Source organism: Spongiibacter sp., from assembly GCF_984394615.1.
The window spans coordinates 26354-51489 of the sequence record NZ_CFHTQA010000019.1 but is presented as its reverse complement, the minus strand read 5'-3'; the positions used below and the strand labels follow the sequence as shown (position 1 = coordinate 51489).

Sequence of the window (25136 nt, the reverse complement as noted above, 5' to 3'; positions counted from 1 at the left end):
CTTATGCAGGAATTAAGCTGTTTTAAAGCCTACGACGTGCGTGGGCGTATTCCCGACCAGTTAAATGAAGACATTGCATACCGTATTGGTCGCGCCTTCGCGGAGGTGATTCAGCCGAAAAAGGTCGTAGTGGGGCACGATATTCGCCTTAGCAGTGAAGCCATCAAAGGCGCGCTGAGTGACGGCCTGCGTGACGCGGGGGTAGATGTTTATGATATCGGCCTTTGCGGGACCGAGGAAATTTACTTCGCGACGTCCCACGCCGACATGGATGGCGGCATTGCTGTTACTGCGAGCCACAACCCCAAAGACTACAATGGCATGAAATTCGTGCGCGAGGGCTCCAAGCCCATTAGTGGTGATACGGGTCTGCTGGATATCAAAGCACTGGCCGAGCGCAATACGTTTGCGGCGCCGGCTGCTGAGCGCGGTAAGCTGGAAGCGTTGGATACCAGTGCGGCCTACGTTGAGCATTTGCTCGGCTATGTGGATGTGTCGTCGCTGAAGCCCCTGAAAATTGTGGTTAACGCCGGTAATGGCGGGGCGGGGCGTGTTGTTGATTTGCTCGAGCCGCATCTGCCTTTCGAATTTATTCGTGTCCATCATGAGGCGGATGGCAATTTCCCTAATGGTGTTCCCAATCCCCTGTTGGTGGAAAACCGCCAGCCAACGATCGATGCAATTAAAGCCAATAGTGCCGACGTGGGGATCGCTTGGGATGGTGACTTCGACCGCTGTTTCTTCTTTGACGAGACTGGCGATTTTATCGAAGGCTACTATGTGGTGGGTCTGCTGGCAGAAACCTTTCTGTTGAACTCTCCCGGAGAGAAGATCGTTCACGACCCTCGCCTGACGTGGAACACCATTGATATCGTGCAGGCCAGCGGTGGCGAGGCGGTGCAGAGCAAAACGGGCCACGCCTTCATCAAAGAGCGTATGCGCAAGGAAAATGCGGTGTACGGTGGCGAGATGAGTGCCCACCATTACTTCCGCGACTTTGCTTACTGCGACAGTGGCATGATCCCCTGGCTGCTGGTTACGCAATTGATGTCGGTGAAATCGGCATCGCTGTCTTCACTGGTGGAGGAGCGCGTAGCCAAGTTTCCATGTAGCGGTGAGATCAACCGTGAGGTGAGTGACGCCAAGGCCAGCATTGCGGCTATTGAGGCGCGTTACGCCGATGCCGCAATTGCCGTGGATCATACCGACGGGCTCAGCATGAGTTTTGACGGCTGGCGTTTCAATGTGCGCATGTCCAACACCGAGCCTGTGGTTCGGCTCAATGTGGAAGGCGACGGTGATGTGGGCTTGATGCAGGGCAAGACCGAAGAGCTGCTGGCGCAACTCTGAGTCTGTCGAAGTTGTAAATAAAAAGCCGGCAGCGTGAAGGCGCTGCCGGCTTTTTATTTGAGGTCGGCGTGGGCGTTACTTCAGGGCACGGCGCGCGCGCGCAAGCAGTTGCGCGGTTGAGCTGTCCAGTTCGCCGCTTGATTCACCGTTCAAGGCTCCTAGTAGCTGGCGACTGATCTCTTTGCCAAGCTCGACGCCCCACTGGTCGAAGGGGTTGATATTCCACAGAAAGCTGGCACAGATCAGGCGATATTCGTACAGCGCTACCAGTGCGCCCAGTGCGCGAGGTGTAAGAGAGTCTATGAGAATGGTTGTGCTGGGTCGGTTGCCGGGCATGGCTTTGTGGCGAGCCAGCTCCGCGGCGGTGTTTGGCGCTTCTCCGGCGACAATCAGCTCCTGCTCAATTGCCGCTGCACTTTTGCCGTTCATCAGCGCCAGACTTTGCGCGAAGCAGTTTGCCAGCAAGGCCTGCTGTTGTTCCGCAAGAGGCTGCTCGGCCTGCAGAACCGCGATAAAGTCGCAGGGAATAACGTCGCTGCCCTGATGCAATAGCTGATGGAAGGAGTGTTGCCCGTTGGTGCCTTCACTTCCCCAGATTACGCCTCCGCTGGGGCGCTGAATGTCGCGGCCCTCGCGGTCAACGGATTTTCCTGCGCTTTCCATGAACAGTTGCTGCAGGTAGTCCGGAAGCTCTTTCAGGCGATGGCAGTAGGGTAAAACAGTTTGCGAACTGAAGCCCCAGTAGTCCCGATACCAGACGTCCAGTAGGGCGAGGGTGACGGGTATATTGGCGTCCATCGGGCTGTTAGCCACGTGTTCGTCGACCTCGAAGCCGCCGCGAAGAATGTCGCAGAATGTTGTCCATCCATAGTTTGCGGCGACGGCCAAGCCAAATCCAGACCAGACAGAAAAGCGCCCGCCGACCCACTCTGGAACCGACAGAATGCGCTCCTGAGGAACGCCCAGTGCGGCGGCGGAGGCGGGTTTTGAGGTAACGGCAATAAAGTGATCATGAATCTCTTTGCCGGGCAGAGCTTGTTGCAGCCATTCTCTGGCCGCGGCTGCATTGGCGAGCGTTTCCTGTGTGCCGAAGGACTTGGAAGCGATGATAAACAGGGTGCTCTCGGGTGGCAGGGTGGCGAGAAGTTGTGCGGCGCAGCTCGGGTCGATATTGGCGAGAAAGTGGACGCTGAAGGCGCTTTTACAATGTTCCTGCAAGGCTTCTGTAAACAGGCGCGGGCCAAAATCCGAGCCGCCAATGCCGATATTGACGATATGTGTAAACGACGCGCCTGTCGCGCTCTTGATGTCTCCGCTGCGCAGTCCCTCTGCCAGTTGTTCCATGTGGCGGTACATGGCGTCGATCGCGGAGTCATCGCAGGGGGCTTCGCCTGCCCAGCCTCGTAGTGAGCGGTAATTGGCGCTGCGACCCTCGGTATTGTTCGCTGCCTCGTTTTGGTGCATTGCTGTCAGCTTTTCGCTGAGCCCCTGTGCGGACGCCAGGGCCTGCAGTGTCCGCATGATTTCGTCGCTGAGGTGCTGCTTGCTGAAGTCGATAAACAGCGGGCCGAGTTCCTGGCTAAATCGCTTGGCGCGATCTTTATCGTCGGCGAAGCGTTGGCTCAGCGGGATCGATGCTTGTGTTTTCTGCAGTTCGGCAAGGGCTTGCCATGCCTCGCTTTGCTGGTTGCCGTTCGGCAAGTTAGATACCACGTGTCCTCTCCTGATTCATCCTTGGGCAGGTGCTGCGTTTGGCTTGGCAGAACAATGCCGCGCCAAGCATAACGCAAAATGTGTACCGTTCTGTGATCGTGGCGGCAGCTTTTAGCTTCGGCGCTCCAGTGCGAGGTCGATAAGGGCTGCCATGGCGTCGCGGTACTCAGAGGGGGGGAGTTTGCTTAGCGCTGTCTTGGCGAGGTCGCTGTAGTGGCGTGCACGCTCTCGGCAATAATCCAGCGCGCCGCTGCCTTGAACAAGGGCGACAATGTCGTTGAGCTGCTCGGCAGACTTATTGGAGATAGCGTTTTCGACCAATTTCCGCTGTTCGGCAGAGCCGTTATTCAGCACGTAAATCAGCGGTAGTGTCGGTTTGCCTTCGGCCAGGTCGTCGCCAACGTTTTTGCCGGTTTCCGCGGGATCGCCTTCATAGTCGAGAATGTCGTCCACAACCTGGAAGGCAATGCCCAGATTCAACCCGTAATCGTAAAGGGCTTGTCGCTGTTCGTCGGAATCGGAAAGCAGTGCAGATCCGGCGCAAGCGGCTGCGAAAAGTACGGCAGTTTTGCTGTGGATCACCTGGAAGTAGGTGGCTTCGTCGGTGTCGGCATTGCCCGCTCGGCTGAGCTGCAGGACTTCGCCTTCGGCCACGGTATTGGTGGTATCCGACAGCAGCGCCATCAACGGCATATTGCCAATGGCGACCAGTACCTGAAATGCACGTGAATAAAGGAAGTCGCCAACCAGTACGCTGGGGGCGTTGCCGAACTCGGCATTCGCGGTGGGGCGTCCCCGGCGCAAGGCGGACAGGTCGACAACATCGTCGTGCAGCAGCGTAGCGGTATGAATGAACTCGATAACCGCCGCGAGGCGGATATGGTCGTGCCGGATCTCGCCCAGTGACCCCGCACTCAGCAGGCTGAGCAATGGGCGCAGGCGCTTGCCGCCCGCCTCGATAATATAGTGGCCGATGTTTTCAACCAGAGTAACTCTGGAGTGCAATTGCTCGACGATGAAGTCGTTGACCGACGCAAACTCACCGTCGACGACCTGGCGGATGTGCTGCATGAATTCTGGACTTGAGGCGGTGGAATCGGCTGGCATCGTAGGGTTGGGGGCGGAGCCTGTCAAGCCGCTGGCCCATTAAGGGATAAAGGCCTTGTGTTTGTGCCGCATCCTCAGTAAAATTCGCGCCCCTGAAAGCAAAACCGGCTGCGGTAGCTGTTCGCAACAACTTGCAACAACTTGCAACAACGGCTTCGGTGGTTTCGGTGCCTGGACTTGTCCCGCCAGCGTCAGTTGGTGGCCAAACACACAAATGCATTGCAAGCAGGCTCTTGGAGAAAATGCTCATGTACGCAGTTATTGAAAGTGGTGGTAAGCAACACCGCGTTGTTGAGGGTGAAACCCTCAAGCTGGAAAAAATCGAAGTCGCTACTGGTGAAACCGTTACCTTCGACAAGGTGCTCATGGTTAAGAGTGGCGAAGAACTGAAAATTGGTGCTCCCTACGTTGAGGGTGGCAAAGTGACTGCAGAGGTTGTTTCTCAGGGCCGTCACGACAAGGTGAAAATTGTTAAGTTTCGCCGTCGCAAGCACAGCATGAAACAGGCCGGTCACCGCCAGTGGTTCACCGAAGTGAAAATCACTGGTATCAGCGGCTAAGGATTCGAGGAGAAACTCATGGCTCACAAGAAAGCTGGTGGTAGTACCCGTAACGGGCGCGATTCCGAAAGTAAACGCCTTGGCGTCAAGCGCTACGGCGGTCAGCAAGTTAGCGCGGGCAGCATCATCGTTCGTCAGCGCGGCACCAAATTCCACGCGGGTGAGAACGTAGGTTGTGGCACCGACCACACCCTGTTCGCGAAAGCCGACGGCGTAGTGAAGTTCGAAGTGAAGGGCCCGAAAAACCGCAAATACGTCAGCATCGTCGCTGCCTGATTGTCGGTCTTCCGGTTCGAAAAGCCCTGTCGGTTGACGGGGCTTTTTTGTTTCTGTACACAGCGTTAATGGCGTTTTCAGGCGCTCACTGAGGTCAAGCGGTTATGAAATTTGTCGATGAAGCGGTTATCCGCGTCGCCGCGGGGCGCGGAGGCAACGGGTGCCTGAGTTTTCGCCGTGAAAAATACATCCCCAAAGGTGGTCCTGATGGCGGCGATGGTGGCGATGGCGGCAGCGTGATTTTGCGTGCTGACGATGCGGCCAACACGCTGGTGGACTATCGCTTCGTCAAGCACTATCAGGCGCAGTCGGGCGAGCCGGGGCGCGGTGGCAACTGTCGCGGGAAAAGCGGCGAGGATCTGCTGTTGGTGGTGCCAGTGGGGACGACCATTATCGACGAGGATACCCGCGAAGTGCTGGGAGACCTGGTCTCGTCAGGTGATGAACTCAAGGTGGCTCAGGGCGGTTTTCACGGTCTGGGTAATACCCGCTTCAAGTCCAGTACCAATCGTGCCCCCCGTCAGTTTACTCGCGGCAGCGACGGTGAGCAGCGCACCTTGCGCCTGGAACTGAAGGTATTGGCAGATGTGGGGCTGCTGGGCATGCCCAATGCCGGTAAGTCGACCTTCATTCGCGCGGTGTCGGCGGCCAAGCCCAAGGTGGCGGATTACCCCTTTACCACGCTCGTTCCAAATCTCGGTGTGGTGCGTGTTCAGGCGCACCGGAGCTTTGTGGTGGCTGATATTCCTGGTTTGGTCGAAGGGGCGGCCGAGGGTGCAGGTCTGGGGATTCGTTTCCTCAAGCACTTAACGCGTACTCGCCTGTTGCTGCATATCGTCGATATGGCGCCCTACGACGGCAGTATGCCTGAAGAGGCTGTGGAAATTATCGCCGAAGAGCTGGAGCGCTTTAGCCCCATTTTGGCCGGGCGCGAGCGCTGGTTGGTGCTGAATAAGGTGGACCTGCTGCCTGAAGACGAGCGCGATGCGCGTTGTCAGGCGCTGGTCGATAATCTCAGTTGGGCGGGGCCGGTTTATAAGGTGGCAGCTATCTCTGCCACGAATACCGAGCGCCTTTGTCAGGACATTTTGACTTTTGTCGAGGCGGAGCAGCAGCGATTGGCTGACGACCCCGAGGCGGCCGAGGAAGAGAATCGCTTGCAGGAGGCGATGCAGCAGGAGGCGCGCGATCGTATTGCGGCGCTGCATGCTGAGCGCCGCGCGCGTCGCTTGGGTGGCGATGACGACGATAGCGATGACGATGATTTCGATGTTGAAGTGGTGTACCAACCTTAAGGCGGATTAGCGTGACAGACAGTCGTCAGCGCCTCGCGGCTGCGCGGCGTATCGTGGTGAAAATCGGATCGGCATTGTTGACCAATGATGGTCAGGGGCTGCATGTCGAAGGGCTGGATGGCTGGGTCGCTCAATTGGCAGCGCTGCGCCAGCGTGGTTGTGAGATTGTGCTGGTATCGTCGGGGGCGGTCGCCGAGGGGATGACGCGGCTTGGCTGGACCAGCCGGCCGGAAGAGCTGCATCAATTACAGGCGGCGGCAGCCGTGGGTCAGATGGGGCTGGTGCAGGCCTACGAAACGCGCTTCCGTAAACACGGCCTGCATACCGCACAGATCCTGCTCGGCCACGATGATATTTCCGCGCGCGACCGCTATCTGAATGCGCGCAATACCCTGCTTACTCTGCTTGATCTGTCAGTGCTGCCTATCGTGAATGAGAACGACAGCGTGGTGACGGATGAAATCCGTTTTGGCGATAACGATACCCTTGCTGCGCTGGTGGCCGGCCTTATCGATGCAGATGCGCTGATCATTCTCACAGACCAGAAAGGCTTGTTTAGCAGTGATCCGCGCCATGATCCAAATGCGGAGTTGGTGGTCGAGGCCGATGCGGTGGACGGCAAGCTTGATGCCATGGTGGGAGGCAGTGCGGGTAGTCTCGGTCGCGGCGGTATGCAGACTAAATTGCGTGCGGCGCGGCTGGCGGCGCGGGCGGGTGCGGATACGCTGATTGTCGGCGGACGCGAGCCGGATGTGCTGACTCGCGTGATGGCGGCTGAGGTGCTGGGCACCTTGTTGATGGCGCGAGAGGCGCCGATGACGGCTCGCAAGAACTGGTTGGCGGGGCAGTTACGACTGCGTGGAACGCTGCATGTGGATGCGGGGGCGGCAAGGGTGTTGCGCCAGCAGGGTCGCAGTTTGCTGGCCGTTGGCGTAACCGCTGTTCAGGGGCAGTTCGAACGCGGTGATCTGGTCAGTTGTGTTGACCCCGAGGGGCATGAGGTGTCTCGGGGCTTGGTCAACTACCGTGCGGCAGAAGTGCAAAAAATTGCCGGTAGGGCCAGTGCCGAGATTGCGGATGTGCTGGGTTATCTCGCGGAGCCTGAGCTGATCCATCGCGACAATATGGTGGTGTTTTAGGCTTGGGCTATTGGCAGACATAAAAAAACCCGCTTCAAGCGGGTTTTTTTATGGAGGTCGAAGAGCGTTGAATTACGCCGCTTCGCCCATCGCCTTGATGCGGGCATTCAGGCGGCTCTTATGACGTGCTGCCTTGTTTTTGTGGAAAATGCCTTTATCGGCGGTGCGATCCAGAACCGGCACGGCAGCAGCGTAGGCTGCTTTAGCGGCTTCTTGGTCGCCAGACTCGATTGCCGCTACGACTTTCTTCAAGTAGGTGCGAACCATTGAGCGCAGACTGGCGTTATGAGTGCGACGTTTCTCCGCCTGACTTGCGCGTTTCTTTGCTTGCGGGGAATTTGCCACCCTGATTACTCCTCTAGAACATGCGCTGAAAATTTAGGCGGTGGATTATTCAGTTTCGGGGGCGGCATGTCAAGAGGTATCGCTGCTTCCGCCCGCTTTTGTTGCGCTTTTCAGAGGGTGTGGGGCGCAGTTCAGCGCAGTCGCTCAATAATCAGCATTCCCCATACGGTGGCGCACAGCAGCAGGCTGATAAATACGGCTGCTGAGCCGATATCCTTGGCCTGGCCTGACAGTGGGTGGCGATCCGGGCCAATGCGGTCGATGGCGGCTTCAATAGCCGAGTTGATCAGTTCTACAATCACTACCAGCAACACAGGGATGATCAGTACGCTGCGTTCCAATGCCGTGTTGCCGAGCCAGAAGGCCAATGGCAGCATCAGTGCGGCCAGCGTGCACTCCTGCCGGAAGGCTTCTTCGTGCTGCCACGCGGCCCGCAACCCCTTTTGTGAGTAGCGGGTGGCATCCAGTATGCGCCACAGGCCGGTGCGGCCCGGTTTATTCATCATGGTAATTTCACTGCTCCTCGCAGGCTCGGCCGACAATAGGTGTACAATGCCGATCTTTTGACGGTCAATACGTAAAGACCTTCGGATACCACAGTTTAGTAGCAGGATGATGACAATTCCGCGACAACTCCTTCACCCGCGTTACTGGCCAACCTGGCTGGGCGTTGTGTGCATGTTTGTGCTGGCAACGTTGCCGCAGCGCGCCAACTACTTGATCGGCTGCTTTCTGGGAGATCTGTTTTACCGTTTTGCGGGTCGCCGCCGACATATCGCGGCAACGAATCTGGCGTTGTGCTTTCCTGAGCTGGGTGAGGTCGAGCGACGTGCCTTGCTGAAGCAGACCATGCGCAACCAGGGCATTGGTCTGATGGAAACGCTGCGCACCTGGTTTACACCTGTTGAGCGACTGGGTGTGACGCTGGAGCTGGTCGGTGAGCGCTATCTGGATGAGGCCGAAGGCGGTGTGATTGTGCTGGGTTCCCACTTTACATCGATCGATGTCGGCGGAGCCCTGCTGGGCCAGCGGTTTCCGTCCGATTCCTTCTACCGTCGCCAGAAAAACCCGGTGCTGGAATGGTTGATGAGTCGGGCGCGGGGGCGATATGGGGAGCCTATTCATCGGCGTGACTTCAAGCGCGCGCTGAAGCGGCTTCGTCAGGGGCACCGTCTTTTCTACCTGCCCGATCAGGATTACGGACGCAAGTCGGCTGATTTCGTGTCGTTCTTCGGTGTGCCGGCGGCAACCACATTGGCAACGACAACGCTGGCTAAAAGTGGGCGTGCGCAGGTGGTATTTGTCGATCAGCAACGACTGGACCGCGGCCGCCGGATTCGTTTGGAGTTTATCCCCCTGGCAGAGATTCCGAGTGATGATCCGACCCGCGATGCCCAGGCGGTGATGGCGCTGGTGGAAAAGAATATTCGCCGCGCTCCCGAGCAGTACATGTGGGTGCACCGCCGGTTTAAAACGCGCCCTATCGGCGCTGAAAAGGTTTACTGAGGCGTCTATGCGGGATGTGTTGCGCCTTTGGGTAATCACCGATGGCCGGCTGGGCCATCTCAATCAATTGCGTGGTTTGGTGGCGCGCCTCGAAGCCAAGCGGCCCTGTGAGGTGCACTGGCTAGACATTTCCCAGCAGGCGTTCAAAAAGACCGGGCGGCGCAACTTGCTCGTGCAGTTTGCCGCTGAGCGATCGCCCGACTGGGTGATTGCGGCGGGGAGTCGCTGTCATCTTCCGTTGCTGTGGACAAGCCGGTTTTGCGGGGCTCGGTCGCTGGTGCTGATGAAGCCCAGCCTGCCCCTGGCCTGGTTCGATGCGGCGATAATTCCCGCCCACGATGCGCCGCCTCAGCGGCCCAGCGTGCTCGTTAGTCAGGGCGTGCTCAATACCATGACGCCAAAAGCGGACGAGCGCTTCGGCGATCTGGGTTTGGTGTTATTGGGGGGAACCAACAAGCACTTTGCCTGGGATAGCGCGGCCATTGTTGCGCAGCTGCAAGCCATTATCGACGCGCAGCCCGGCGTGCACTGGCGCGTCAGTGATTCCCCGCGCAGCTCCGCGGAATTGCTCGATAAACTGCGAGCGCTGCCTTGCGATAATATGACGATTATCCCCTACAGCGACTGCGGTGCCGGCTGGTTGCCCGGCCAGTTGGCCGAAGTGGGGCAGGTTTGGGTGAGTCGCGACAGTGTGTCAATGGTGTATGAATGCATTACCTCTGGCGCGCCCACGGGGCTGTTGCAGCTCGATTGCCTGCGCGATTCCCGGGTCACGCGGAGCATGCAGCAGGTGATCGACAAGGGCTTGGCAACAGCATTTGAGCGCAGCGATGTGACTCAGGCCTTGCCGCCACCATCGCAGCCACTGTGGGAGGCCGACCGCGCCGCCGAGTGGTTGTTGGAACGTACGGAGTCCGGTTCATGAGTGCCGATCAGCAATCCCTTGCCAATGCGCGGCCGCTGCGTGTGGTGCAGCTGTTGCCCGCCTTAAATGCCGGCGGTGTTGAGCGCGGCACGGTGGAGTTTGCCCGCGAACTGGTTCGCCTGGGGCACGAGTCGATCGTGATCTCCAATGGTGGTCGAATGGTCGATCAACTGCTTGCCGAGGGCAGTCGCCATATCGAACTGCCCATACACCGCAAATCGCTGGTCTCCCTCTGGCAGGTTCGCCCCCTGCGGCGCTTGTTAGCGTCGCTGGATGCCGACGTGCTACATGTGCGTTCACGCGTACCCGCCTGGCTTACCTGGCTGGCCTGGCGCAAGCTGCCGTCAACGGATCAGCCCCGGCTGGTGAGCACGTTCCACGGCATGTATTCCGTCAACGCCTACAGCGCCATCATGGCGAAGGCCGAGCACTGTATTGCCATTTCCCAGTGTGTAAAGCGCTACATGATGGACAATTATCGCCTGCCGGAATCCAAGATTACCCTGGTGCCCCGCGGGCTGGATGCCAGTGCGTTTGCCGCGCATGGCGACATCGGAGACTGGAGCCGGGAGCTGTATCGCCAGTACCCGGAGCTGGAGGGTAAAACGCTGATTTTAATGCCCGGCCGCCTGTCGCGATGGAAGGGTCAGGAGGCGTTTCTGAGTATGATGGTGCAGCTGCTGCGCCTTCGTCCCGATTGTCACGGTGTGGTGGTGGGCGATGCCGAGCCGGGCAAGCAGCACTACTTGCAGCAATTGCTGGATCAGCGCCGCGAACTGGGGCTGGAAGACACGGTAAGCTTTGTGGGACACCGCAGCGATATCGCTCAGTTTTACCGCCTGGCATCAGTAACCTGCCACATGTCTAACAAGGAAGAGCCCTTTGGTCGCACAGTACCCGAGTCGCTGGCTTCTGGTACGCCGGTGGTGGCCTATGACCGCGGTGGCGCCAGCGAGTCGCTGAACGCGGGTTTTCCCCAGGGGCTCGTGCCCCCCGATGATGTGGTGGGCTTTGCTGCGCGGGTCGCTGACTTGCTGGATGCCGATAACCATATTCAGCTGCCGCCCGAGTACTACCTGGATCAGCAGGTGCAAAGTACGCTCAATGTGTACTATCGGCTGCTTGGCCAATGTGTTTGATAAGCCGTTCTCCTCGCCTGACGAGTCTGGGTGGCAATGATATAGTCGGCGGCCTGAGCCGGGCGCCGACGCCGTAAACTGCGAGAAACCAATGAGAGTATTACACGTTGCCTACCAGCGGTTGCGAAGCTATGGCCCGCGCCGCGTAAGTTGGGCTGAAAAGTTGAATTTTGGTCTGATACGTAATGATCACTATGTGCATACTTTTAGCGACCGAGATGTGGCGGCATTTGAAGCGCCGCTTGGTATACGTGAATTAGGTTACAGTAAAGCCAATAAAAAGCTATTGTTGGTCAGTGAAGCCTTTGACCCTGATCTGATTATTATCGGCCACTCAGATATTGTGAGTGACAAAACGCTCTTGGAGATGCGTAGCAAGCACCCTAGTAGCCGCATAATCCATTGCAATTGTGATCCCCTTTTTGTACCGAGTAATGTTGAGAGAATACGCCGCTACGCGAAACTGGTGGACGCGGTGTTCGTGACGACTGGTCGTCGTGATCTGAAGCAATTTGAGGGGTTGGGTGCCAGGATATATCATATTCCCAATCCCGTAGACGCGAGCGTCGAAGTTTTGGATAACTCGGTTCGCAGTGACCTTGATATCGATCTTTTATTTTGTGGTAATGCGACTAGCCATACACATCGCTATGAGTTACTCGAGCTTCTTAAAAATCAATTGGGTAGTAGTCTGAATTTTAAAACTTACGGCTGTTTTGGTGAGTCGCCCGTTTGGGGGCGTGATTATGATCGCGTTCTTGCGCGTACCAAAATGGCCTTAAACCTGAATAGGCAGGATTGCGATTACTGGTATTCCTCTGATCGTATGGCCCAGTTGGCGGGAAATGGAGTCCTGTTTTTTACCCACGAAGCGACCCGATTTGATGAGCTGCTGCCGGAACGTTCCGCTGTATATTTTCGGGATAAAGATGACCTCCTTGTCAAAGTGCGAAACTTTGCCGCAGATGACGCGATGAGGCGTGAATGGGCGTCTCGTTGCAGGGAATTTTTCCACAGCGAAATGAATTCCAGTTTGTATTCACGATTCATTCTCCAGGCAACCTTTGAACAGTCGTTTGATCATGATTATGTATGGGCGAGAGACATTCATGCAGATGGATCGCTAAAATGACCATTTCCTTGAGTGTAGAAAAGCCGTTTGCTCGTGGCGGTAATCGACTTTGTTTTGTCGATCCCGGTGATGCTAAGCGTTGCATCAAAGTGCGTCGTCCTGATTTCAGTCTCGAAGATCTTCGGCGCAAAAAAGGCTTTCCCAAAAACCTGAAACCCCTGTCCAGCTTCGACGACAGTCTTGAAGAGTATCGGGTGATGCGCAGTTTTCAGCAGCACTACCCCGAGGGCATTTTCGACCACGTCAGTCGCTGTTACGGTTTTGTCGACACCGATATGGGGCGCGGCTTGGCGTCAGAACTGATTCGCGACAGCGATGGGCGTATCTCCATTACCCTCAAACAATACGTGTGGGAGCGCGGCTACAGCGAGGACTGCCAGCGGGCCGTAAACCAGCTCTGCGAGCACTGGCTGCGCTACTGTGTGCCCTCGCGGGATATTCTTGTTCACAACGTGGTGGTGCAAAGGGCGTACCGCGGTGGTGAAGAGGCGATTCAGCGGCTAGTGGTGATCGACGGACTGGGAAGCGGCAACCTGATTCCTATGCACTGGCAGCCGGTTTGGCTGCAGCGCAGTAAAACCCAACGCAAAGTCGACAACTTTCACCACCGAATCGCCACCTTGCTGGAAACTCGCAAGCATGAACAGTTTCCCGGCGAGCACGGTTTGTTATATCACAACGGCGTTGATGACCGCGTTGCGCCGCCCTGTAAGGAACAACAGTCATGAGCGATAAACTGCGTATCGCGCAGGTACTCGCCGGTGCCGAGCACGGCGGTGCTGAAAACTTCTTTGTGCGTTTGAGCGTTGCGCTTCAAGCGTCGGGTCAGATTGACGAGCGCGCGTTTATTCGCCGCCATGCTCACCGCTTGGAAAGCCTGCAGCGTCAGGGCGTTAATGCCGAGGGCTTTCGCTTTGGCGGACAATTCGATTTCTATGACAGCTGGGTTTATCGCCGCCGGCTAAACAAGTTCAAGCCCGACGTGGTAATGACCTGGATGGGGCGCGCCAGTGCCGCCACGCCCAAGGGCGACTATGTGCTGGTCAACCGGCTGGGGCATTACTACAAGCTTAAATACTATCAGCAGGCCGATTACTGGGTGGGCATCAGCAAAGGCATTTGCCGCCACCTGATTGAGGGCGGCATGCCCGAAGATCGCGTGGTGCATATTCCCAACTTTGCCGATGAAACCCCTGTCGAGCCGCTCCCCCGAGACAGTTTCAACACGCCGGCCGATGTGCCCCTGCTGCTGGCAGCGGGGCGTTTACATGTGAACAAGGGTTTTGACACCTTGCTGCGTGCCCTAGTCGATGTACCCGATGCGTTTCTGTGGCTGGCGGGCAGCGGTCCGGAAGAGCAATCACTGAAATCGCTGTGTACGGAACTCGGTCTCGACCAGCGGGTTCGCTTTTTGGGATGGCGCAACGATGTCACCGCCTTGATGCGTAGCGTGGATGCCTTTGTCTGTCCCTCTCGCCATGAGGGGCTAGGCTCCATCGTGATGGAATCTTTCGCTCATCGCTGCCCGATTATCGCCACTCGCTCCCAGGGGCCGGGAGAAGTAATCGAGAACGAGAAAACCGGCTTACTGACTGATATTGATGACGTGCCGCAGCTGGTCGACGCGCTCAGGTTGGTGATTACGGATCCTGTGCTGCGCCAGCGCCTGGTCGGGAATGCTGCCGAGGTTTACAAACTCACTTATAGTCGCCAAGTTATCGTCGACGCATATATGAACTTTTACGAGACAATAGCAGCGGGTGCTAAAGCCTGATTAGCTGAGATGGGACTATGCTGAGGAAACTTCGAGAAAAGCGCCGCCACAAGCAGTATAAAACGTGGCTTAAAAATTCAGTCGATAGACGTGTCAATGCCCTCACGGTGCAGTATCAATACAGCGCGCTCAATTGCGAAAGCCATGGTGTGGCTGGTGGTAAGGAGCGACCTATGGTCGTCTCTCTCACAAGTTTTGGGCAGCGTATTCACGATGTTTTTCTAACGGTAGAAAGCTTATTCCAGCAATCTCTGAAGGCAGATAAGGTCGTTTTGTGGCTGTCTGCTGACGAGTTTAATGAGGAAAGTTTGCCAGCAGTATTGAAAAAGCAGCGTGAGCGTGGTTTAGAAATTCATTTTGTTCCCGAAGATTTAGGCCCTTACACCAAGTTCTACTACGCCCTAGAGCGCTATCCTGATGCGCTGTTAGTCACAGTTGATGATGACATTCTTTACCCGTTGGACTTGCTGGATCAGTTGTATATCGCTCACTTGCTTGAGCCAAATAAGATTCACTGTGGACGTGCGCATCGTATTGCAGTAGATAAAAACGGTGATTTACTTCCCTATAAACAATGGTGGCGGCACAGTAACGAGCCAGAGTCATCGCTACTAATTATGCCAACCGGAGTAGGGGGGGTATTGTACTTTCCCGGCTGCCTTGACCCAGAAGTTACTAACAAATCAGCGTTTAAACGTTTAGCGCCGCGCGCTGACGATGTTTGGTTGAAGGCAATGAGTTTAAAACGCGGCACTGAGTGCCGAGTGTTCGCCCAGTACGGCGAGTGGGTGCTGCGTAATCCAACGATTATTGGTAGTCAGGAGGTGTCGCTCAAACGCCGTAATAAAGGGTCGAGGCATGGTAACGATCAGCAGATTGCCGCGGTGTTTGGTGAATATCGGCTACTAGAGCAAGTGCGGAAGACTATTGCAGTGACTGAGAATTCTTAAAGGTCTATTGTTATGAAGCTGTTTGTGACCGGTGGCGCGGGGTTTATAGGTAGCGCCGTGATACGACATATTCTCGCCAAAACTGATCACAGTGTCGTAAATATTGATGCGTTGACCTATGCTGGGAACTTAGAATCGATCCCCAGCGAGTTGATGGATGAGCGCTATGTGTTCGCCCAGGATGACATCCGTGATGGCGAGGCCATGGCGCGCTTGTTCGCAGAACACCAGCCTGATGCGGTTATGCACTTGGCGGCAGAGAGTCATGTCGACCGCTCTATTACCGGCCCAGGTGCCTTCATCCAAACCAATATTGTCGGCACTTATACCTTGTTAGATGCGGCGCTCTACTATTGGCGTGGCCTCAATGAATCGCGCAAACAAGCATTTCGTTTTCATCATATCTCCACCGATGAGGTATACGGTGATCTCGCGGGAACTGACGACCTATTCCTCGAAACCACCCCTTACTCCCCCAGTTCGCCTTATTCGGCCAGCAAAGCCAGCTCTGACCACCTCGTGCGCGCGTGGTGTCGGACTTACGGTCTACCGGTGTTGATCACTAATTGTTCGAATAACTACGGGCCCTATCATTTTCCGGAAAAGCTCATTCCGCATATGATTCTGAATGCTCTAGCCGGTAAACCACTACCGATTTATGGCAATGGCAAGCAGGTTCGCGATTGGCTATATGTAGAAGACCATGCGCGGGCTTTGTTAAAGGTGGTTACCGAGGGTACGGTGGGTGATACCTACAATATTGGGGGACGCAATGAAAAGCAAAATATCGAGGTGGTAAGAATTCTGTGCTCCCTTCTAGAGGAGTTAGCACCCGAAAACCCCCATTCTCTTGCTAGTGGTTTTGAGGGCGGCTTCGCCAGTTTGATTACCTTCGTGACTGATCGTCCCGGCCACGATGCCCGTTATGCTATTGATGCATCGAAAATCGAGCGTGACTTGGGCTGGGCGCCTGAGGAAACCTTTGATAGTGGTCTTCGTAAAACTGTGCAGTGGTATCTCGAGAATGAGGCCTGGTGGCGGCGCGTATTATCTGGTGATTACCAGCTATCACGGTTAGGAGAAGCTGTATAGCAGAGTGCCTTTGATCACCGCGAGTGGCCGCAACGGCAGACTAAGGCATTGAAGTAGTAATAACTCGACAGGACACCCATGAAACCTTACAAAGGCATCATTCTTGCGGGCGGCTCTGGGACCCGCTTGCACCCGATAACGATGGGGATTTCTAAGCAACTGCTGCCCATTTACGACAAGCCGATGATTTACTACCCACTTTCTGTGCTGATGTTGTCGGGGATTCGCGATATTTTGGTTATCTCCACACCGGCTGACTTGTGTGGTTTCCAGCGCTTACTGGGTGACGGCAGCCTGTTTGGAGTCAATATTTGCTATGAAGAGCAGCCAAGCCCTGACGGGCTAGCTCAAGCGTTTACTATCGGAGCTGAATTTATCGGCAACGATAATGTCAGTCTCGTGCTTGGTGATAATATCTTTTACGGTCAGCACTTTAGTGACAAACTCAAAGCCTCAGTGGCTCGACAAGAAGGCGCTACCGTTTTCGGCTACCACGTGCGAGATCCTGAGCGCTTTGGTGTAGTGGACTTTGATCGGGAGGGGCGTGCCCTGAGCATTGAAGAAAAGCCCGCCCAGCCAAAATCGAATTATGCGGTGACGGGCCTGTACTTTTACGACAATGATGTAGTGGATATCGCGAGCAATGTCCGGCCATCACCGCGCGGAGAACTGGAAATCACGGATGTGAATACTGCCTATCTTGATGCCGGAAAACTAAATGTACAGGTACTGGGGCGTGGCTTTGCTTGGCTTGATACCGGCACCCATGATTCTTTACTCGAGGCAGGTCACTTTGTTCAAACTGTTGAGCATCGCCAGGGCTTGAAAGTTGCCTGTTTGGAAGAAATTGCCTTCCATCAAGGCTGGATCAGCCAAGAGACCCTCATGTCCCAGGCCGATGCATTGAAAAAGACCGGCTATGGTCAGTACCTAAAGCGTGTCGCAGAGGGCTATAAATAATGAAAGTTGTCCAGACTAAATTGCGAGACTGCGTAATTATCGAACCCAGAGTATTTGGCGATGATCGAGGCTTCTTTTTGGAAACCTTCCAAATGGAACGCTATCGTGATGCCGTCGGTATTGACCAGCCTTTTGTACAAGATAATCACTCTCGCTCGAAGGTGGGTGTGCTTCGAGGTTTGCATTTTCAAAGAACTAATCCCCAGGGAAAGCTGGTCAGAGTGGTGCGCGGGAAGGTATTCGATGTGGCCGTCGATATCCGAAAAGGCTCATCCACCTTTGGCCTTTGGGAAGGTGTAGTATTGTCTGAGGAAAACCACCGACAGTTTTGGGTACCGCCCGGCTTTGCTCACGGGTTTTTGGTACTGAGTGAAACGGCAGACTTCGAGTACAAATGCACCGCCTACTATGATCCCTCAGATGAGGGGGCTCTGCGCTGGGATGACCCAGATCTAGCTATTGCCTGGCCGGAAATAAACGGGCATGCCTTCAAACTTTCCGACAAAGATGCCGCCGCGCCAAGCTTTCAAACAATGTGTATGGAGCTCGGCGAATGAGAGTGCTGCTGACAGGTGCCAATGGCCAGTTAGGCCACTGTGTGCAAGACCTATTTATTAAATCCGAATACGAGCTGATTGCCTTAGGCCATGCGGCGCTTGATATAGGCGATGCCGATGCGGTGTCGAGCATAATTAAAGCGCTTAGACCCCAAGCGATTATCAATGCTGCGGCGTATACCGCCGTTGATAAGGCTGAGACGGAGCCAGAATTAGCGGCGCATATTAATACCTTAGGTCCAAGCAATTTAGCGCGTGCAGCTGAAGAAATTGATGCCTTACTGATTCATATTTCAACCGACTATGTGTTCGATGGTCGAAAGATGACTCCGTATGTAGAGACCGATGCCACGAACCCTCAGAGCGTCTATGGCAAGACCAAGCTTGATGGAGAGCTTTTGGTGCAGCGGTTATGTGAGAGGCACATTATTCTGCGTACAACATGGGTATTCAGCGAATACGGCAACAACTTTATGAAGACGATGCTGCGTTTGGGTAGAGAAAGAGATTCATTGAGTGTGGTCGCAGACCAAATAGGGTGTCCCACCTACGCGGGCGATATCGCTATAGCGTGCCGTGCGCTTTGTGAAGCACAATCTGGAGACAGGATTCATCATGGTCTCTATCACTATGGTGGAGACCATGATTTGAGCTGGCATGATTTTTCTGTAGAGATATTCAGAAAGGCCGTTGAGCTGGGTGTCTTGGCTCGTCAGCCACAGCTGCTAAAAATCAGTTCTAATCAGTATCCCTCATTAGCAGAACGGCCAGCTTACTCGGTGTTAGATAGTACGAGGTTTGTACGTCATTATTCAGTTCCGGCTAGTAATTGGAAAAATGCATTGACTCAGCAGTTACAGAAGATAGAACAGCAGGAAATTTTTTAATGGAAGATCTTGCTTCTCAATTGACTCTGGTCACGGTTAGCTATAACAGTGTAGAAGTGCTTGGTCCACATATTCAATCATTGTTGGACACAGCAAAAACGCCCTTGCCGCGCTGGATTGTTGTTGATAATGCCAGTGTGGATGGCAGTGTCGAATTATTAATTAGCTATACAGGGGTTGTTGAGTTGTTGCAAAGCCCTGGGAACATAGGTTTTGGCGCGGCATGCAATCTTGGTATAGCTGCTGCTACTACTCGCTATGTTGTAGTTATGAATCCGGATACGGAATTATCCGAGAAAGCATTTAAATCTTTGTTATATGAGTTGAAAAGATATTCCGCCGCGATTGCGGGGCCATCATTGAGTTCAAAAACTGAAAATAAAATAGAAAAGGTTGCTTGGCTTGTGGGGGCAGTATTGCTTTTAGATAAGACCTTGATGGATGAGGTTGGTTATTTCGATGAGCAATTTTTTCTGTATGAGGAAGACGTTGATCTTTGTAAGAGAGCTAATGATAATGGATTGGCAGTTATTCGCTGCAATAACGTTAGCATTCCTCATGTGGGTGGTGGCTCAACGCGCCGAACTAAATCGGTTGATTATTTTATTAATTACCACAAGGGTCGATCATACGCGCTGTTCGTTAAGAAGCATTTTGAGGGAAGCCAGCTTTTAAGAAGGTATGCTTTAAAAAACTGGCGACGACTAATTTTTGCATTGGTAACCTTTGGTTTTGGGCGATACGGTCGCGCAAGAGCAAAGTTGAAAGGTGTTGCGTCAGTTAAGTTTTGAGTGGCCGGCGACGAATTGAACATGGATTTGGTTTTGATAAAAAATACCGATTTTTTTATGCCTGATATATCAGTTGTTGTCCCTGTTTATAATAAGGAAGAATATGTGGAGGAGGCTGTTCGTTCGGCCTTGTCGCAGACTTTTCAAGCCATAGAGGTTTTGGTAGTAAATGATGGTTCTACGGACGGCAGCGGCAAAATATGTGAGATGCTGGCTCAGGAAGATGCTAGGGTTCGGTACTGGTCTCAGCCCAATCAAGGTGTGGTGGCGGCACGAAATCATGCAATAAGACATTCTAGAGGGCGCTTTATTTTCCCTTTGGATGCCGATGATGTGATGTCTGCCGAGTGCCTTGAAAAGATGTATGAGGCTATGTTGCGTGAAAAGGCGGATGTTGTTTATAGCTACTTTTCTCGGGACGTTGATTGCCGGCATGTTGTAAAAAGTTTGCCGGTAACTATCCCAGAAATTCTTGTGAAAAATAGTGTTCCAGTATCTGCGTTATACCGCCGTGAGAGTTGGGTTCAGTATGGAGGTTATCGTGACGATATGTCCGGAGGGCTTGAGGATTGGGATTTTTGGTTGAATTTTGTTGAAGATGGAAGGCGGTTCTTTCTTATCGAGGCTCCTCTCTTGTTTTGGCGTCCCGTAGAAGGGAGCAGAAATAAAATGAACAAAGATACAAAGGTGGATATGATTAAAAAAATTATTTCTAATCACCCTGAGCTTTACCGGAAGTATAGAAGTGGAGTGGCGAGGTACATCGCTTTTAGGCTTGTATCTTTTTTTAGATTTATACCTGCTTGTTCGCGACTTCGGGAGTCGTTGAAGATATATTCCCATGTTCGAAAGTATGGTTGATTCTGGGGGTTTGGTTTTTTCATGTGTTTTAGATTTTTAAGTACTTTTTTAATAGTATTCGAGAAATGAGGTTTTTTTTTGCTTTTCTTTCTAGTCTTCTAAGTCGTTGTAATTCAATAATGTCTTTTGCTAAGCGGGGGAAGGCTCCATTTAGAGTTTGCTCTTTTTCCATTTTTGCTATTGACTGGTTGCTGGGCTTGGAGCTGATTCCTTTCAGGTTGAATTTTGTAACTAGCACTTCTCTGTGCTCATAGCTAGCGTTTTCTTTGAAGATAGAAATCAAGAAAAACTTCCAGTCTGCAGCTATTTTGAGGTTTTCATCATACGGACCGATCTTATCAAATAGTGATTTTTTAATTAGCGTTGCAGGGTGGGGGAGGCTGTTCACATAGAAGTCGCTGAGCTGTAACGTGTCTGGGTAACTCTTCTTTTTAGAAGAGGCATCGTTTTCTATGAGTAAGTCTCCGTAAACCAAGTCTTTCTCGGGGAAGGGGGTGGTGAGGTCTTTTAAGCTATTGGGGGATAAGAATATATCTCCTGAGTTTAAAAATATAAGATATTCTCCGCTGGACTTTTCTATCCCCTTGTTCATAGCATGATATATACCTCTGTCTTTTTCGCTTACCCAGTAGTCAATTTTTTGGCTATAACGATTTATGATGTCTACACTAGAGTCAGTTGATCCGCCATCTATAACGATATATTCGATATATTCGAGATTTTGTGCGGCTACGCTTGCTATAGTTTCCATCAACTCATTCCCGTTATTGAAGTTGATGGTTATGACTGATATTTTTTTCATCGTTTCCGCGTGATCAAGTTTTGCTAGTGAAGTCCATAAAAAACTAGCTACGCCGTATCAGGCGGCCAGTCGGGAGCTAATAATAAAAGAATAAAAAAATACTGCATAGTTTTCAGTAGGCTTAGAGCCACTAACGTTACGATTATCACATTATTTCATCAAAGCGCAAATCTGTCCTTTTATCTCATCGCAAGCCGACAAGCCTGTCGCTAGTATCATCGTCAATCCGTGCCTGTGGCGTCCGCCAAGGCGGGCGAGCCACCATACAATGATAAGGAGATGGGCTGATGAACGCGATTCAATCTGCGGCGGACAACGCGGCGGCGCTGCGCAATGTTTACGACAATCAGCGCGCTGCCTATTTGGCGGCGCCGGTGCCAAGTCGGGAGCAGCGGCGTGAGGATCTGCGGAGTTTGAAGCGGATGCTGATGGAAAATCGCGAGGCGATTATTGAGGCCATCAACAGCGATTACGGTAACCGATCCCGTCATGAGAGTCTGTTTGCCGAGGTGATTTCGGTGGCGGATTCAATTAACGACACCCTTAAGCACCTCAAAAAGTGGATGCGGGTGCAGAAGCGCCATGTCGATCACAGCATGTTTCCCGGTGGTAAAAACCGGGTGATTCCACAACCGCTGGGCGTGGTCGGTATTATTGTCCCCTGGAATTTCCCCATTAATCTGAGCTTTGTGCCCATTGCCCAGGCGTTTGCCGCGGGTAACCGCGCGATGGTGAAAATGTCGGAAAACTCGCGCGCGCTGACGGCGCTGCTGTGCAAACTGAGCGCCGACTATTTCCCTGCGGAGAAACTGCAATTCTTTGAGGAAACCGGCGGCGTTGGCATTGAATTTTCCAAGCTGCCCTTTGACTTGCTGGTGTTCACCGGGTCGGGCCAGACCGGCCGTTCAGTGATGGCATCGGCGGCGCAGAATCTGACGCCGGTGGTGCTGGAGCTGGGAGGCAAAGCCCCGGCGGTAATTGACCCCGACTACCCGCTTGAGAAAGCAGTAGGGCGGATCATGTTTATCAAGCAGTTCAACGCCGGGCAGATCTGCACCAACGTGGATTACGTGTTTGTGCACCGTTCTCAGCGCGAGGCCTTTATCAAGGAGGCGCAAGCGTATGCGGCGAAACACTGCCCGGATATTCGCAGCAAGGACTACACGGCGATTATTGACGAGCGTGCTTTTGAGCGTCTGCAGGGCACCCTGCGGGATGCGCGTGACAAGGGTGCGACCGTGCTGTGTCTGAACGAAACGGAGTCCGATCCCGAGCTGCGCAAGCTCGCCATGCACCTGGTGCTGGATACCACGCCGGAAATGATCATTCGTCAGCGCGAAACCTTTGGCCCGCTGCTGATGGTGATGGAGTATGAACAGCCGGATGAAGTGATTGCTTACATCAACGCCAATGATCGGCCACTGGCGTTTTACCCTTTCACGAATAGCCGCGCCTTGGCCGAGCAGTATATCGAGCGCACCATGTCGGGTGGGGTGACGGTTAACGACGCCCTGTATCATCTGGCGCAGCACGATATGCCCTTTGGCGGCGTGGGTGGCAGTGGCATGGGTCATTATCACGGTTATGAAGGTTTCGTGACGTTCAGCAAGCTGCGTCCCGTCTTCTACCAGCCGGGTTTCTCGCCCATGCGCTGGTTGCGGCCGCCCTATGGCCGTTTCGCAACCCGCTTCTACAACCTGCTATTGAAATTGAAGTCCTGAATTCTGAGGGCTGCGGCCCTCTGTCTTCCCACACAGCAAAACAATAAACATTCGGGGGAATGATGCGTAATGTTCAACGGGCGGCGTGTGCCGCCATCGCCGTGTTGTGTCTGTCAGCTTGCAGTCGCGAGCCCGTGGCAAATAATGAGCCGGACCTGCAGCCGGTGACCGGCGCAAGAATTGTGTCCGCCGAGCAAGGGGAATGGCTGAGTCATGGCCGCGATTATGCCGAGCAGCGTTTCAGCCCGCTTACTCAAATTAATGATCAGACGGTTAAGGAACTGGGGCTCGCCTGGTTTGCACCACTGCCCACCCGCCGCGGTATTGAAGCGACACCGCTGATGGCCGATGGCGTGTTGTATGTAACCGCATCCTGGGGGCATGTACTGGCTTTCGATGCCAGAAGCGGTGAACCGCTGTGGCATTTCGATCCCAAGGTGCCAAAGGATTACGGCGTTCGAGGCTGCTGTGATGCGGTGAATCGCGGTGCCGCTCTGTGGGGGGACAAGGTGTATGCCGCCAGTTATGACGGACGCCTGAATGCCCTGGACCGCAACACCGGCGAACTGGTCTGGCAGGTCGATACCCGGCTGAACACTGAGGATCCTTACACCGTGACGGGCGCGCCACGCATTGTTAACGGTCTGGTGATTATCGGCAACGGGGGTGCCGAGCTCGGGGTTCGCGGCTATGTGACGGCCTACGATGCCGAAAGCGGTGAGCAGCGCTGGCGCTTCTTTACGGTGCCGGGCAATCCTGCAGAGGGTTTTGAAGATGCGACGCAAGCGCGCATAGCCAAAACCTGGTACGGCCAATGGTGGGAGAACGGCAAGGGCGGTGGCACGGCCTGGGATTCCTTCGCTTTCGATCCGGCGCTGAACCTGCTGTATATCGGCGTGGGCAACGGCTCCAGCTGGAACCGTAAGATCCGCAGTGAGGGCAAGGGGGATAACCTGTTCCTGTCCTCCATCGTCGCGGTGAAGGCCGATACCGGCGAGTATGTCTGGCACTACCAGACCACGCCCGGCGACAGTTGGGATTACACCGCCACCCAGCACATGATTCTTGCGGATATCGCCATTGATGGCGAGCCGCGCAAGGTCATTATGCAAGCCCCGAAAAACGGTTTCTTTTATGTGCTGGATCGCGAGTCGGGCGAGTTGCTGTCTGCTGAAAAGTACATGCCGGTGAACTGGGCCAGTCATGTCGATATGGAAACCGGTCGCCCGGTTGAGGCACCGGGGCTGCGCGATGGTAGCTTCCCGGGCATGATCCAGCCCGCGCCCAGCGGTGCCCACAATTGGCAGCCCATGAGCTACAGCCCGAAAACTGGGTTGGTCTATATTCCCGCAATGGTGTCGGGGGCGATCTACGCCGATGACTTTTCCGCAAAGGATCGTGGTGGTGTTTGGAATACCAACTATGCCATCGCTCCTATGCTCGAAGTCCCCGACGCGGTTCCCGTTGAGCAGCGTGCGCAAATGGGCGAAATGCTGCTGAAATCGGTGCTGGTTGCCCGCGATCCGGCCAGTAACAGGGAGGTTTGGCGCGCCGAGGGCGGCTATTTCTCCAGTAGCGGTCTGCTGTCGACGGCTGGGAATCTGTTATTCCAGGGCGATTTGGACGGCATCTTCAGGGCGAGGGCGGCCGACACCGGCAAGGTGCTGTGGCAAACAGATGTTCAGGGCGGATTGATGGCGTCGCCCATGAGTTACTCGCTCGATGGAGAGCAGTACATTGCGGTGGCGCAAGGCTGGGGTGGGATCAGTGGCCTGCCTTACGGGGCGGTTTCCGGGCCGCGCAATATGATTAATATCAGCCGACTGATGGTCTACAAGCTCGGGGCCGAGGCGGAGCTGCCAAGCGTTGAGGTGACTGAGCAGCGACTGCCAAAGCCGACGCTGGAGCCGGGAACGGACGAACAGCGTGCGGAAGGAAGAGAGCTGTTTAATCTGTATTGCTCCGTGTGTCACGGCGGCAATGCGATCAGTGCCGGTTTGATCCGTGACCTGCGCTACCGTATCAACGATCTTGGTGATAGCTGGCAGGCCATCGTTCGCGATGGTGCGATGGCGTCGTTAGGAATGCCCGCTCGTGGCGAGTTTGTATCGGAGAGCGAGGCCGAAGCGATTAAGGCCTATGTGATTGAGCAGGCACGGCTGGGGCATGAGCGCGGCGAGAAACGTCTGGTGCCCGCGCGGTAAGCGCGCCGTTCTCAGGAATAAAAAAAGCAGCCCTCGGGCTGCTTTTTTGT

General features: G+C 54.4%; 25 protein-coding genes. 20 read left to right on the top strand and 5 right to left on the bottom strand.

The genetic code is table 11. From position 1 onward, the window contains the following. Nucleotides 1–3: 3 nt before the first annotated feature. On the top strand, nt 4–1350 hold the full coding sequence (locus tag AC5DB9_RS09125; protein ID WP_272992566.1) for a phosphohexomutase domain-containing protein: 1347 nt from the start codon (nt 4–6) through the stop codon (nt 1348–1350). Nucleotides 1351–1425: 75 nt separating this feature from the next. Here AC5DB9_RS09125 and pgi read toward each other — a convergent pair whose 3' ends face one another. Then, nucleotides 1426–3063: a glucose-6-phosphate isomerase gene (gene pgi / locus AC5DB9_RS09120; RefSeq protein ID WP_272992568.1), complete on the bottom strand. Its 1638-nt coding sequence runs from the start codon at nt 3061–3063 to the stop codon at nt 1426–1428. Nucleotides 3064–3174: 111 nt separating this feature from the next. After that, entirely contained in the window at nt 3175–4134 is a 960-nt protein-coding gene (locus tag AC5DB9_RS09115) for a polyprenyl synthetase family protein (protein WP_022960563.1), read from the bottom strand. Between the two features lie 284 nt (nt 4135–4418). Between AC5DB9_RS09115 and rplU the strand changes: the two genes are divergently transcribed. The 4 genes from rplU (at nt 4419) to proB (ending at nt 7440) form a co-directional block, all read left to right on the top strand. Beyond that, nucleotides 4419–4730 carry a 50S ribosomal protein L21 gene (gene rplU, locus AC5DB9_RS09110; RefSeq protein WP_022960564.1) on the top strand — a complete coding sequence of 104 codons (312 nt, stop codon included), beginning with the start codon at nt 4419–4421 and terminating at the stop codon, nt 4728–4730. Nucleotides 4731–4748: 18 nt separating this feature from the next. Next, nucleotides 4749–5006, top strand: a complete 258-nt coding sequence (gene rpmA / locus AC5DB9_RS09105; RefSeq protein WP_022960565.1) for a 50S ribosomal protein L27 — start codon at nt 4749–4751, stop codon at nt 5004–5006. Nucleotides 5007–5110: 104 nt separating this feature from the next. Then, a complete protein-coding gene (gene cgtA, locus AC5DB9_RS09100) occupies nt 5111–6301 on the top strand; it encodes an Obg family GTPase CgtA (RefSeq protein ID WP_272992571.1) in 1191 nt (396 codons plus the stop codon). A gap of 11 nt (nt 6302–6312) precedes the next feature. Beyond that, entirely contained in the window at nt 6313–7440 is a 1128-nt protein-coding gene (proB, locus tag AC5DB9_RS09095; protein ID WP_022960567.1) for a glutamate 5-kinase, read from the top strand. Between the two features lie 72 nt (nt 7441–7512). Here proB and rpsT read toward each other — a convergent pair whose 3' ends face one another. Both rpsT and AC5DB9_RS09085 read right to left on the bottom strand, forming a co-directional pair. After that, nucleotides 7513–7785 carry a 30S ribosomal protein S20 gene (gene rpsT / locus AC5DB9_RS09090; RefSeq protein WP_022960568.1) on the bottom strand — a complete coding sequence of 91 codons (273 nt, stop codon included), beginning with the start codon at nt 7783–7785 and terminating at the stop codon, nt 7513–7515. A 131-nt stretch (nt 7786–7916) separates the two neighbouring features. Continuing rightward, nucleotides 7917–8291 (bottom strand): diacylglycerol kinase, encoded by a 375-nt coding sequence (locus AC5DB9_RS09085; RefSeq protein WP_414711325.1) that lies wholly within the window; start codon nt 8289–8291, stop codon nt 7917–7919. Nucleotides 8292–8397: 106 nt separating this feature from the next. Between AC5DB9_RS09085 and AC5DB9_RS09080 the strand changes: the two genes are divergently transcribed. From AC5DB9_RS09080 to AC5DB9_RS09020, 13 genes are all read left to right on the top strand, one after another. Further along, nucleotides 8398–9291, top strand: a complete 894-nt coding sequence (locus AC5DB9_RS09080) for an LpxL/LpxP family acyltransferase (RefSeq protein WP_272992575.1) — start codon at nt 8398–8400, stop codon at nt 9289–9291. A 7-nt stretch (nt 9292–9298) separates the two neighbouring features. Further along, nucleotides 9299–10216: a mitochondrial fission ELM1 family protein gene (locus AC5DB9_RS09075; protein ID WP_272992578.1), complete on the top strand. Its 918-nt coding sequence runs from the start codon at nt 9299–9301 to the stop codon at nt 10214–10216. After that, nucleotides 10213–11355 (top strand): glycosyltransferase family 4 protein, encoded by a 1143-nt coding sequence (locus AC5DB9_RS09070; protein ID WP_272992580.1) that lies wholly within the window; start codon nt 10213–10215, stop codon nt 11353–11355. Before AC5DB9_RS09075 ends, AC5DB9_RS09070 begins: the two co-directional genes overlap by 4 nt. 91 nt (nt 11356–11446) lie before the next feature. Next, a complete protein-coding gene (locus AC5DB9_RS09065) occupies nt 11447–12487 on the top strand; it encodes a glycosyltransferase family protein (RefSeq protein ID WP_272992583.1) in 1041 nt (346 codons plus the stop codon). Then, a complete protein-coding gene (locus tag AC5DB9_RS09060) occupies nt 12484–13215 on the top strand; it encodes a YrbL family protein (protein ID WP_272992585.1) in 732 nt (243 codons plus the stop codon). Before AC5DB9_RS09065 ends, AC5DB9_RS09060 begins: the two co-directional genes overlap by 4 nt. Further along, nucleotides 13212–14261, top strand: a complete 1050-nt coding sequence (locus tag AC5DB9_RS09055; RefSeq protein WP_272992586.1) for a glycosyltransferase — start codon at nt 13212–13214, stop codon at nt 14259–14261. Before AC5DB9_RS09060 ends, AC5DB9_RS09055 begins: the two co-directional genes overlap by 4 nt. A 17-nt stretch (nt 14262–14278) precedes the next feature. Further along, nucleotides 14279–15211, top strand: a complete 933-nt coding sequence (locus AC5DB9_RS09050; protein WP_272992590.1) for a glycosyltransferase family 2 protein — start codon at nt 14279–14281, stop codon at nt 15209–15211. Nucleotides 15212–15223: 12 nt separating this feature from the next. Then, nucleotides 15224–16303: a dTDP-glucose 4,6-dehydratase gene (gene rfbB / locus AC5DB9_RS09045; RefSeq protein ID WP_272992592.1), complete on the top strand. Its 1080-nt coding sequence runs from the start codon at nt 15224–15226 to the stop codon at nt 16301–16303. A 78-nt stretch (nt 16304–16381) separates the two neighbouring features. Further along, a complete protein-coding gene (gene rfbA, locus AC5DB9_RS09040; protein ID WP_272992594.1) occupies nt 16382–17263 on the top strand; it encodes a glucose-1-phosphate thymidylyltransferase RfbA in 882 nt (293 codons plus the stop codon). After that, entirely contained in the window at nt 17263–17820 is a 558-nt protein-coding gene (gene rfbC / locus AC5DB9_RS09035; protein WP_272992595.1) for a dTDP-4-dehydrorhamnose 3,5-epimerase, read from the top strand. Before rfbA ends, rfbC begins: the two co-directional genes overlap by 1 nt. Further along, a complete protein-coding gene (gene rfbD / locus AC5DB9_RS09030) occupies nt 17817–18707 on the top strand; it encodes a dTDP-4-dehydrorhamnose reductase (RefSeq protein ID WP_272992597.1) in 891 nt (296 codons plus the stop codon). Before rfbC ends, rfbD begins: the two co-directional genes overlap by 4 nt. Further along, on the top strand, nt 18707–19498 hold the full coding sequence (locus AC5DB9_RS09025) for a glycosyltransferase family 2 protein (RefSeq protein ID WP_272992598.1): 792 nt from the start codon (nt 18707–18709) through the stop codon (nt 19496–19498). The genes rfbD and AC5DB9_RS09025 overlap by 1 nt, the downstream gene beginning before the upstream one ends. A gap of 21 nt (nt 19499–19519) precedes the next feature. Further along, nucleotides 19520–20359 (top strand): glycosyltransferase family 2 protein, encoded by an 840-nt coding sequence (locus tag AC5DB9_RS09020; RefSeq protein WP_272992600.1) that lies wholly within the window; start codon nt 19520–19522, stop codon nt 20357–20359. Between the two features lie 28 nt (nt 20360–20387). Here the strand turns inward: AC5DB9_RS09020 and AC5DB9_RS09015 are convergent, their stop codons facing one another. After that, nucleotides 20388–21161, bottom strand: a complete 774-nt coding sequence (locus AC5DB9_RS09015; protein WP_272992601.1) for a glycosyltransferase family 2 protein — start codon at nt 21159–21161, stop codon at nt 20388–20390. A 287-nt stretch (nt 21162–21448) separates the two neighbouring features. On the opposite strand from AC5DB9_RS09015, the gene AC5DB9_RS09010 reads away from it, so the two are divergent. Together AC5DB9_RS09010 and AC5DB9_RS09005 are read left to right on the top strand one after the other, a co-directional pair. After that, nucleotides 21449–22882, top strand: coding sequence for a coniferyl aldehyde dehydrogenase (locus AC5DB9_RS09010; RefSeq protein ID WP_272992603.1), 1434 nt, complete (start codon nt 21449–21451; stop codon nt 22880–22882). A gap of 59 nt (nt 22883–22941) precedes the next feature. Continuing rightward, nucleotides 22942–25086, top strand: a complete 2145-nt coding sequence (locus AC5DB9_RS09005) for a PQQ-dependent dehydrogenase, methanol/ethanol family (RefSeq protein ID WP_272992605.1) — start codon at nt 22942–22944, stop codon at nt 25084–25086. Nucleotides 25087–25136: the final 50 nt, after the last annotated feature.